We start from the raw sequence: 10,246 nt of genomic DNA on the forward strand, positions 1-10,246 counted from the left end.
ATGATATGTCTTATAATGAAAAACTGCCAATGGATGATGAGTATATCGCGTCAGGTCCGGCGGATATCCGTGAGAATTTCCGGGCCTTAAAGGAGGACCAAATCGTTGATGCCGGTACATTGGCCGGCCTTGCACCAGGCAATTCCGGAGGCAATATTCCGCTATCTAACGGGGTGGTCAATTCAGGACTGAATGCCGATAAACTGGACGGGCTGGATGCTGCTGCCTTCGCGAGTGCTGCGCATATCCATGCTGTTGCTACTGATTCGTCAAACGGTTTTATGTCAAATACCGACAAAGCAAAACTGAATGCCATCGCGACTGGGGCGGAAGTTAATCAGAACGCTTTTTCTAGTGTGCTGGTGGGTAGTACTACCATACAAGCAGACAGTGTAGCAGATACTTTGGAAATTACCGCCGGGGCAAACATATCGCTTACATCAGACGCAACCAATGACCGAGTAACGATTGCAGTGTCAGGGACAGTTCCGTCAGCTACCACGGCGACTATCGCAGCAGCTTGTACGGGAAATGCGGCAACCGCAACAAAACTAGCAACCGTACGAGCTATAAATGGTGTGGCGTTTGATGGAGGTAGCGATATAGCTATAGTTGATTCCACGAAAGCACCCATTTCACATGCATCTACTAGTACGACTTATGGAATAGCAACGGCATCAAGCTATGGGCACGCCAAGGCATCCACTGATACGCCTGCTGCTGCAGGAACGGCGGCAGTTGGTACCGATAATGGGTTATATGCACGGGGTGATCATGTTCATCCTGCTCAAACTGATATTGCAGGAAAGGCTGCAACAGCAACAACTGCCTACAATATCCCTAATTCAGATGTTGGCGGGAATATTTGGATAGCGTAGGAGGGGAAAATGGCTACTTATACAAAAAAATTACACATTAGAAAAAACAACATTATTACAGATATTTGTTTATACACAACCACAAGTGAAGTCGGTAGTGATTATGTAATTTTAAATATTAATGGAAATATAGTATACGCAAAGTTAGGTAGTACAACAGATGCAAATGCCAGTCCACTGCGAATTAGAAAGAGTAGTTCTGTGTATGCTGTTCTAACCCAGGCAACACCGCCATATGGTAGCATATCCTATACAGTAGCCGGAACTTATACTTTTACCACATCAGGTGGAGTCACAAAAATCAAAATTACCTTAGTCGGCGGTGGCGGTGCCGCCGATGATTATTGGGAGGAGGATAACAAAGAGGGGTATATAGATCCTAATTATTCCTGTGGCGGCGGTGGTGGAAGTGGATATTTTTCAACAGGGATATATGATGTGACCCCAAATACTTCCTATATAGTAACTGTTGGCGCAGGAGCCGGTATAAATAGTAACTATAAGCAGACATATGGAAAAAGCAGTTCGGTTGGTAATATTGTGTCCGTTAATGGTGGCCAGACTGGTAGTCGCGGCTCAAACACTGATGGTGGAATAGGTGGTGTTAATGGGACAAAAGGAGATATCAACCAATTGCCGATGAAAGGTGGCACCGGCGGGGTTCCTCCCGCTCCATATGCACCATACGGGAAAGGTGGAAACGGTGGAGAACCGGCGGGATATGGGGGAGCTAAGGCCACAGCAGGGGTAAATGGTATGGTTAAGATTGAATGGGGCATTGGGATACAATAGGCTATCCCCTATGAAATATACCTATACGAAAAAGGAGACAGGGCTGTGGGAGATGAAGGTGTTGCCCGGTTAATTAATAAGCTTGATGATGTAAGTGAACGGCTGGCCAGAGTAGAAACCTTGCTGGAGGAGCGGGAAAAAAACAAAATCAGTTTGGCTGGACTGCTGGCATGGCTGGCTACTACCGCGATAGCCGTTTATGGTGTGCTTCACAAATAGGGGGAATGGATATGAAAGGGGTAACACTGGAAGAGTTAAGACAGCTTGCCTTAGACAGCAAGGCCTCGCTTTGGCAAAAGGCTTGCAGCCTGAATCGCGAGGTGAAATTATATCTGCACTGGTCTGCCGGTCATTATGGGCAGTTTTTTGACGATTATCATATCAATATTGACCGGGATGGCAGTGTGTATGTCAGCACGGAAGATCTGAGCGCCGTATTAGCCCATACCTGGCGGAGAAATACGGGCAGTGTGGGAATGGCACTAGCTTGCTGTTATGGCGCCACAACGAAAGACTTGGGGAACGAACCGCCGACGGCTGCACAGATGGAAGCTATGGCACAGGTGATCAGTGTGTTGGCCAGTGTCCTGGGAATTCCCATTGATTTGCAGCATGTTCTGACCCATGGCGAGGCCGGTGACAATATGGATGGCCTTGATATAACCGAAAAGTACGGTATGAACAGTACTTGCGAACGTTGGGATATCGCCATACTGCATACCGGTGATGGATGGGGTTCCGGCGGCGATATCCTTAGAGGAAAAGCTATCTGGTATCAATATCATTCGTAGGAGCGATGAATATGGTTACGCTTATTTTCGTCCGGGGAGATCCAGTCAGTATGATTGATCGTACGATTGAAGCCGTTAGTCAGGGGGATTTTTGCCATGTAGCCGTTCAGTTCGCCTGGGGGATCGTGGAAGCCTTAGGCGTACCGGAAAGAGGGTTTGTGCCGGGGGTGCGATTGTCGCCGACAGACAAGTATGACGGTAAAGCAGTTGCAACGATGAAGCTGGCACTGCCGGAGGAAGCCGCCGCCGAACAGGAGGCCCGCAGGCTGCTTGGCCGGTTATATAGTTATATCGGCTGCCTGGAAGGCGGCATATATGATCTGACCGGGATCAGGCTGCAGCCTTGGTTAAATAAGCTCAGTGACTGGCTGCAGATTCGGTTATTCGGTACAGTTCTGCCGGTTGATATTGGAACCTGGTCGATGAACTGTTCCGAAACGGCTGCCCGGATTATCAGAGCCGGTGGAATCAATGTACTGCCCGGTGTGGAGGCCGATTGTATTACACCGATGGATCTGATCCGCTATTTTCAAATCGATAAGGGGGAATTAACCATGAGTGAAGAAACTATAAGCAACAGTTCGGCAGATAAAACTGATGCGACAAATACTCTATTGTATCAATGACAGGCGTTGCCGGTGTAGTCTCCGATATAGCCGGCTCGGTTGTTGACACGGCTGTGGCTTCCGGCAGTACTTCTGTAACCAATTGGGTTAGCGGGGAGATTGCAAAGCTGCGGGAGGAGATGAATTCCACCGCTAACTTTACGGTAGCCGCCAGGGACAGGCTGGAGATTGCGGCGCTGGAAACCATGTCGGTGGTGGCGTTGGCCGAGCTTAAGCATTTGGCTGTAAAGCTAAAGGATAAGATTTCATAATGAATGGTCTTATGTAGAACATATAAGGTAGGTAAAGTGGGGCTGTCTCGAAATAGCTTTTTTTAAAGCGATCGAGACAGCCCCACTTTTTTACATATGGGAAATGAGACACATCGACCAAGTGACTTGGCACGCCAGTTGCATTATATAAATGGCGAAAGCACAAGTGGAAAGGAGTGGGTATTGGCGCAAATTTCCATCATGACTACGATTATGTATACCATGTGGATGAATGGTTGCAAATTCGGGCGAAAAGCGGTGGAACAAATCATGGAAGGCGGCAAAAGCAACCGGGTTATCGAAGCGGCCTTCATGCTGGGCACCTTGGTTATTTACGAAAATCCTTATTGTTGTTGTTTCCTTGCAAAGAGCTTAGAACAAGGTATGTTTAGTTAGGGTGATGAGGAAACTATAAAAAAATATCCTAGGTTACTTGAAAATAATATCGTCATCATATAAAATAAAAAGTGATAATATACAATAAAAAGTGATAACATACAATAATAAAATAAAAATATAAAATAATGAATAAGAACATGTTTGCAAATGATAAAATAAGATTCGCAGTCAATTATGTTAGCACTTTTTATTGAGATTATAGGCTTTGGTTTTGCCAAAGCTTTGTAGGCTGGTTTGCGTGAAACTACAAATATTAAGTTAGGATGTGATGTTCATGGGTTTGACATTAGAAAATGTGGGTAAAATGGAAATCAATGAATTTTTGGGAAGCACGCTGGAATGCCAATGCGGTAAACCCCATAGTGTTAACATTGACAAAATTATTGTGGAAAATGGAGCCATTAATAAGCTTCCCGGTGTATTGGCTGAAATGGGCTGCAAAAACGCTTTGGTTGTAGCTGATTCGCATACCTTTGACGTAGCCGGTAAAAAAGTGGATGAACTCTTAACTGCCAGCAATCTGAAGCATAAGGTATTTGTCTATCAGTCACAGGGCCATCTGGTGCCGAACGAAGAAGCGGTAGGCAAACTGGTGCTGCAGGTGGAAAAAACCACCGACGTGATTGTAACTGTAGGCTCCGGCAGCTTGAATGATTTGGTTAAGTTCGCTAGCTGGCTGATCAAGGTTCCTTCGGTTTGTGTGGCCACCGCTCCCTCCATGGACGGCTATGCCTCCGATACTTCGGCTTTAATTATCGACAATTTGAAGACCAGTGTAACATCCGATTATCCTAAAGTTATTATCGGCGACGTGGACATCCTGAAGGAAGCGCCCATGAGCATGATCCTGGCCGGTTTCGGTGATATTATCGGCAAGTATTCGGCCCTCAATGACTGGTTGATCAGTGAAATTGTCAATGGTGAATATCATTGCTCGGTAACCGCCAAAATCTCCAGCGACGCCATTGAAAAATGCGTAACCCAAATGGAAGGCGTGAAAAGAAGAGAAGACGATGCCATCAGGAATTTGATGGAAGGTCTGGTCCGCACCGGTATCGCCATGAGCTTTGTCGGTAACTCCCGTCCCGCTTCGGGCTGCGAACATCATATTGCCCACTTCTGGGAAATGGCCTTCCTGTTTGCCGGTAAAGAAGCTTTGTTGCATGGCACCAAAGTCGGCATGACCAGCGTCATTACCGCCAAACTGTATGAACTTCTGACTACGGCCAAAATAGATTTTGACAAGGCGATTAGTGTGGCTAAAGCCTTTGATGAAAAAGCCTGGAAGGAAAAAGTCATTGCCATGTATGGTAAGGCTTCACCGGGAATTTTGAAATTAAGCGAAAAAGACGGCAGAAATTCTATCGAAAAACGGATTGCCCGGATTCAAAAGATCAAAGAAAATTATGAAGCGATTATGAAAATTGCCAAAGCAGCACCGTCGGCAGCAAAGGTAAGATCGCTTATGGAAAACGCCGGCGCTCCGGTAAAACCCTGTCAAGTCGGTATTGATGACGCAACGGCTCTGAACGGTATTATCATGGCCAAAGAAGTTCGTCCCCGCTATAGCGTTCTTAACTTGCTGTCTGATGTAGCTATTTTGGAAGATCTGGCTAAGGAAGCCGCAGAATACGTAAAATAAACAGGTAAAGGAAGAAAATAACTATATGTATAGCATTGAGCAAGCCATGGATAAGGCGTATGCCCAGGAAGTACTGAAAAAGATTAAATGCTTTGTGTTTGACATGGACGGGACCATCTATCTGGAAAGCAAGATTTTGGACGGGGCCATTGAGTTTCTGCACAAACTGGAAGAAAACAATGTAATGATCCGCTTCTTCACTAATAATTCTTCAAAAAATAATAAAGTATATGTGGACCGTATTACCAAAATGGGTTATCCTGTAACTGAGGAAAAGATTTTTATTTCCAATCATGTTATCATTACGCACTTGCTGGATAACATGCCGGAAAAGACTGTATTTGTACTAGGTAACCAATACTTGCAGAACGATTTTAAAGAAGCCGGCGTAAAACTGGTGGAAGAGAACCCGGACATTGTGGTTGTTGGCTTTGACACGTCCCTGGCCTATGACCGTTTAACCAAAGCTTGTACCTTTATTCGTAACGGGGCTACTTTCTACGGTGTAAATCCTGACTTTAACTGCCCAATGGTAGACGGCTATATTCCTGACTGCGGTTCCATTTGCGCACTGATTACCGCTTCTACCGGCAAGGTTCCCGAGTTTTTCGGCAAACCGACCGTTCATACCCTGGAGTATATATTGAAGAAAACCGGCTTAAAGGAAGAGGAAATTGCTATTGTCGGTGACCGGCTGTATACCGATATTGCCTTGGCGAAGGGCAATAAGGTGACTTCCATTCTGGTGCTCACCGGTGAAAGTACACTGGAAGATGTACCGCAGGCGGAGGTAAAACCGACCTTGATTTTCCAGTCGTTGAAAGAAGCACAGCCTGTCATTGACGCACTCTATTAATTGCTGGGGTTTGTTTCTAGATTAACGGAATGATCTTAGGCGCAAAAAGCGCCGTCAAAGAGCGGTTGCTGTAATTTTACAGATCAACAACATAGATACGTTATCGTTCAGGTTGCTAATACTATGTTGCTGTTAGCAACCTGAACTGCATTTGGGCGCTGGGCATGATTATGGTATAAAGGAGAGGATTGTTTATGGATCGTGGTATTGAGCAGCTAGCGGTAAGCACGCTGCGTACTCTGGCGATTGACTCCATTGAAAAAGCCAATTCCGGGCATCCCGGGATGCCTATGGGCGCGGCGCCCATGGCGTATACGCTCTGGACGAAGCACATGACTCACAACCCGGCTAATCCGGACTGGTTCAACCGGGACCGCTTTGTATTGTCGGCGGGGCATGGCTCGGCCCTGCTCTACAGTCTGCTGCACTTGTCCGGCTATGACGTAACGCTGGAGGACTTGAAAAACTTCCGGCAATGGCAAAGTAAAACGCCCGGACATCCCGAGTACGGACATACACCGGGGGTAGATGCAACGACGGGCCCATTGGGACAGGGCGTGCCCATGGCCGTAGGCATGGCCATGGCCGAACGGCATTTGGCAGCCCGCTACAACCAAAAGGGCTATGACCTGATTAATCATTTCAGCTACAGCCTTTGCGGCGACGGCGATTTAATGGAAGGGGTTTCCGGTGAGGCTGCCTCACTGGCCGGACATTTAAAGCTGGGAAGACTGATCGTACTGTATGACTCTAATGATATCTCACTGGACGGCAAGCTGAACCTGTCGTTTTCCGAGGATGTAAAAAAGCGGTTTGAGGCCTATGGCTGGCAGGTCTTGTATGTGGAAGACGGCAATGATATCGCGGCGATCGACGCGGCGTTGACGGCGGCCAAGAAGGAATTGAACAAACCGACCTTAATTGAAGTAAAGACGGTGATTGGCTTCGGTTCGCCGAAGAAGGCCGGGACTTCCGCTGCCCATGGTTCACCGTTGGGGCGGGAAGAGGCAAAAGCCACCAAACAAGCCTACCAATGGATTCATGAGGAATTTCATGTTCCCTCCAAGGTGTACAAACATTTTGGTCAGGCGGTAAAAGAACGGGGTATTCAGGAACAGGCGGTCTGGAAGGCCATGTTTGCCAGTTACAAACAGGAGTTTCCCGAATTGGGCCGTGAATTGGAAACGGCTATGGCCGGTAAATTGCCGGAAGGCTGGGAACGGCAGCTGCCGGTTTATGAAGGCGAGAAAAAGCTGGCAACCCGGTCATCTTCCGGCGAAGTCATCAATGCGCTGGCTAATCAGATTTCCTATTTATTTGGTGGTTCAGCCGATCTGGCCAGCTCCAACAAGACGGCAATGAAAAACGGTGGCAATTTCAGCGCCGAAAACTACCAGGGCGCCAACATCTGGTTTGGTGTAAGGGAATTCGCCATGGGCGCCATTCTAAATGGAATGGCTTTACACCGGGGACTTAAGGTCTTCGGCGGAACCTTTTTCGTTTTTGCCGATTACCTGCGGCCGGCTATCCGGCTGGCTGCCTTGATGGGCCTGCCGGTTACCTATGTATTTACTCATGACAGCATTGCTGTCGGCGAAGACGGCCCGACGCACGAACCGATCGAACAGTTGGCTTCGCTGCGGGCGATGCCTAATCTCAGCGTTATTCGTCCGGCTGACGGCAATGAGACGGCTGCCGCCTGGAAGCTGGCGCTGGAATCCTCGAAGACGCCTACGGCTCTGGTGCTTTCCCGGCAGGACTTGTCCCACGTGACGACACCGGAAGCTGCCCGTGCCGGTGTGGCTAGAGGCGCTTATGTACTGGCTGCGGCAGAAAATCCACAGGCTTTGCTCCTGGCTTCCGGTTCGGAAGTGGAATTGGCGCTGGCGGCACAGAAGCAACTGGCGGCGGAAAATATTGCCGTTTCCGTGATCAGTTTTCCCTCCTGGGATCGCTTTGAAGCACAATCGCTGGAATACAAAAAGAGCGTACTGTTACCTGACGTACCGGCTCGGTTAGCCATCGAAATGGGAGCGTCCCTGGGCTGGCACCGTTATACCGGCAGCGGTGGCGACGTACTGACCATTGACACCTTCGGAGCGTCAGGCAATGGCGAACGGCTGATTAAGGAATACGGTTTTACCGTGGAAAATGTAGTAGACCGGGTGAAAGCACTGCTGGTTTAGCGCGTGATTTGATATAGCTGTGATAGAATAAACAAAAAGATTACTCATTGCAAGTAATCTTTTTGTTTTGGTCTAGTGGTCCACTAACCTTGAAAACAAAAATTGCTGACGGTCAACATGTCGTCCTCCGTCGTTGTCGTCAGTCGGCATACTGGCGGTAGGCCTCTTTCCTCCGCCTTGGCTGATAAAATGCTGCCTCGCTATCAGCTTCCTGTTCCAAACTTGGCGGACCACTGGCTGGCTCATAAAAATGTAAAAAATAGATAAAGAAAAAATGTTCGGCAAGCAGGTAATGGAAGCGCGTTTACCGAATCTGGATGGGTATGAGCTATGCTGAGCGGCTGGCGCGGTTAAAGAAAGACAGAAAACGGTAAACACAGGGTGAAAGCATGAACAATACAATTGACGGGAAAATACTTGATAAAATTGTAAAAAACACATTAGACGCCATTGAACAAAGCAAGTTGCAGATTTTTGATATTTATGAGGCCGCGAAGAATGAAATGGAGTCTGTGAAAAAAGATGTGGAACGGGTAAAGCAGGCTACAGTGGATATTATTTTCGTCGTGGACGAACTGGAGCAAAAGGAAAAAAGAGCCCGGCTGAAACTGATGGCTGTAAGCCGCAATTTTCACATCCACACCGAAGAGGATATAAAGAAGACATATGACGAGACCAAGAATATCCAGGTAGAGCTGGCGGTGGCCAGGGAGCATGAACAAAACCTGAAACGGCAGCGGGATGATCTCGAGATTCGCCTGAGGTCGCTGAAAAAGACGGTAGATAAAGCCCAGAATTTAGTTTCCCAGGTCGGGGTGGTGTTAGGTTATCTGGGCAGCCAGATGGAAGGCGTGGCCGTTCAACTGGAAACCCTGCAGCAGAGCCAAGCCTTTGGCGCGAAAATTATCAAAGCCCAGGAAGAAGAACGCCTGCGGGTGGCGCGGGAGATTCACGACGGTCCGGCCCAGGCTATGGCTAATGTGGTCTTTCGGGCCGAGGTCTGTGAGCGGTTGATTGATGTGGATGTGGAACGGGTAAAAACCGAACTGAAAAGCTTAAGGACTCAGGTGCGGGGCTGTTTGAAAGAAACCCGGAAGATTATCTTTGATTTGCGGCCCATGACTTTGGATGATTTGGGATTATTGCCCACGGTGCGGCGATTCTTGGAGACCATGCAGGAACGGAGCGATATTATTTGTGAAGTCCGGACCATTGGTGAGGAAAGACGCCTTGATCCTTATGTTGAAATCGGCTTATTCCGGGTTATTCAGGAAGCGGTCAATAATGTGGAAAAACATGCTCAAGCCAGCAAGGTTCTGGTCTTTATCGAGTTTCGCCGCGATTTTGTTATGGCCATTGTCGATGATAACGGCAGGGGCTTTGACGTGGATAGTGCTGCCATTGGTGTTGAAAGCTTCGGGGTTCTTGGCATGCGGGAACGTATTAACCTCTTAAAGGGACGGTTGGAAATCAAATCGGAAGAAGGCAAAGGGACCCGGGTTATCATCAAAATCCCGCTGAACTAATGGATACAACCGGGCAGTTCAGGGAATCACTGATTTATTTATCCGGCGCGCCCGGACGGCTATTTTCCGTCTGACAGCTGCCTTATCAACAGTTTTCTAGGGCGTGTCTTCAAACTAACGGATGATCCATGGCGAGTAATTTTGGCGCCAGACAAGGCAAAAAGCGCCGTCAGGGGGCGTTTCGGGTAGCTTGAAGACACGCTCTAACGGAATAGAATAGAGAAAGCATAACTTTGGAACGGTAAAGTTATGCTTTCTTTTTGCTAAGGCGCTAAAGTAACACAATAGACTTGTGTTAC

At 47.8% G+C, this 10,246-nt stretch carries 11 protein-coding genes; all 11 read left to right on the forward strand.

All coding sequences use genetic code 11. The annotated features are described in order from the left end of the window. Positions 1 to 5 precede the first annotated feature (5 nt). The 11 genes from BMW43_RS15355 (at position 6) to BMW43_RS15400 (ending at position 9,947) form a co-directional block, all read left to right on the forward strand. Positions 6 to 878: a hypothetical protein gene (locus BMW43_RS15355; protein ID WP_091749515.1), complete on the forward strand. Its 873-nt coding sequence runs from the start codon at positions 6 to 8 to the stop codon at positions 876 to 878. Positions 879 to 887: 9 nt separating this feature from the next. Beyond that, positions 888 to 1,670 carry a glycine-rich domain-containing protein gene (locus BMW43_RS15360; RefSeq protein WP_091749517.1) on the forward strand — a complete coding sequence of 261 codons (783 nt, stop codon included), beginning with the start codon at positions 888 to 890 and terminating at the stop codon, positions 1,668 to 1,670. Positions 1,671 to 1,715: 45 nt separating this feature from the next. Beyond that, a complete protein-coding gene (locus BMW43_RS21225; protein WP_177173621.1) occupies positions 1,716 to 1,889 on the forward strand; it encodes a hypothetical protein in 174 nt (57 codons plus the stop codon). An 11-nt stretch (positions 1,890 to 1,900) separates the two neighbouring features. Continuing rightward, a complete protein-coding gene (locus BMW43_RS15365) occupies positions 1,901 to 2,461 on the forward strand; it encodes a peptidoglycan recognition protein family protein (protein WP_091749521.1) in 561 nt (186 codons plus the stop codon). A gap of 11 nt (positions 2,462 to 2,472) precedes the next feature. After that, on the forward strand, positions 2,473 to 3,087 hold the full coding sequence (locus tag BMW43_RS15370) for a hypothetical protein (protein WP_091749524.1): 615 nt from the start codon (positions 2,473 to 2,475) through the stop codon (positions 3,085 to 3,087). Then, on the forward strand, positions 3,084 to 3,338 hold the full coding sequence (locus BMW43_RS15375; protein ID WP_091749527.1) for a hypothetical protein: 255 nt from the start codon (positions 3,084 to 3,086) through the stop codon (positions 3,336 to 3,338). Before BMW43_RS15370 ends, BMW43_RS15375 begins: the two co-directional genes overlap by 4 nt. A 183-nt stretch (positions 3,339 to 3,521) precedes the next feature. Beyond that, positions 3,522 to 3,734: a hypothetical protein gene (locus BMW43_RS15380; RefSeq protein ID WP_091749529.1), complete on the forward strand. Its 213-nt coding sequence runs from the start codon at positions 3,522 to 3,524 to the stop codon at positions 3,732 to 3,734. Between the two features lie 277 nt (positions 3,735 to 4,011). Then, on the forward strand, positions 4,012 to 5,379 hold the full coding sequence (locus tag BMW43_RS15385; protein WP_091749533.1) for a sn-glycerol-1-phosphate dehydrogenase: 1,368 nt from the start codon (positions 4,012 to 4,014) through the stop codon (positions 5,377 to 5,379). Between the two features lie 25 nt (positions 5,380 to 5,404). Beyond that, positions 5,405 to 6,235 (forward strand): HAD-IIA family hydrolase, encoded by an 831-nt coding sequence (locus tag BMW43_RS15390; RefSeq protein ID WP_245732517.1) that lies wholly within the window; start codon positions 5,405 to 5,407, stop codon positions 6,233 to 6,235. Positions 6,236 to 6,429: 194 nt separating this feature from the next. Then, on the forward strand, positions 6,430 to 8,421 hold the full coding sequence (tkt, locus tag BMW43_RS15395) for a transketolase (protein ID WP_091749537.1): 1,992 nt from the start codon (positions 6,430 to 6,432) through the stop codon (positions 8,419 to 8,421). Positions 8,422 to 8,810: 389 nt separating this feature from the next. Continuing rightward, positions 8,811 to 9,947 carry a sensor histidine kinase gene (locus tag BMW43_RS15400; RefSeq protein WP_091749540.1) on the forward strand — a complete coding sequence of 379 codons (1,137 nt, stop codon included), beginning with the start codon at positions 8,811 to 8,813 and terminating at the stop codon, positions 9,945 to 9,947. Positions 9,948 to 10,246: the final 299 nt, after the last annotated feature.

The organism is Propionispora vibrioides (assembly GCF_900110485.1).
GTDB lineage: Bacteria > Bacillota > Negativicutes > Propionisporales > Propionisporaceae > Propionispora > Propionispora vibrioides.

Bases quoted from the DNA above. Each gene is read 5' to 3' on its own strand.
- BMW43_RS15355 (WP_091749515.1), top strand. From the start codon at position 6: ATGTCTTATAATGAAAAACTGCCAATGGATGATGAGTATATCGCGTCA.
- BMW43_RS15360 (WP_091749517.1), top strand. From the start codon at position 888: ATGGCTACTTATACAAAAAAATTACACATTAGAAAAAACAACATTATT.
- BMW43_RS15365 (WP_091749521.1), top strand. From the start codon at position 1,901: ATGAAAGGGGTAACACTGGAAGAGTTAAGACAGCTTGCCTTAGACAGC.
- BMW43_RS15370 (WP_091749524.1), top strand. From the start codon at position 2,473: ATGGTTACGCTTATTTTCGTCCGGGGAGATCCAGTCAGTATGATTGAT.
- BMW43_RS15375 (WP_091749527.1), top strand. From the start codon at position 3,084: ATGACAGGCGTTGCCGGTGTAGTCTCCGATATAGCCGGCTCGGTTGTT.
- BMW43_RS15385 (WP_091749533.1), top strand. From the start codon at position 4,012: ATGGGTTTGACATTAGAAAATGTGGGTAAAATGGAAATCAATGAATTT.
- BMW43_RS15390 (WP_245732517.1), top strand. From the start codon at position 5,405: ATGTATAGCATTGAGCAAGCCATGGATAAGGCGTATGCCCAGGAAGTA.
- tkt (WP_091749537.1), top strand. From the start codon at position 6,430: ATGGATCGTGGTATTGAGCAGCTAGCGGTAAGCACGCTGCGTACTCTG.
- BMW43_RS15400 (WP_091749540.1), top strand. From the start codon at position 8,811: ATGAACAATACAATTGACGGGAAAATACTTGATAAAATTGTAAAAAAC.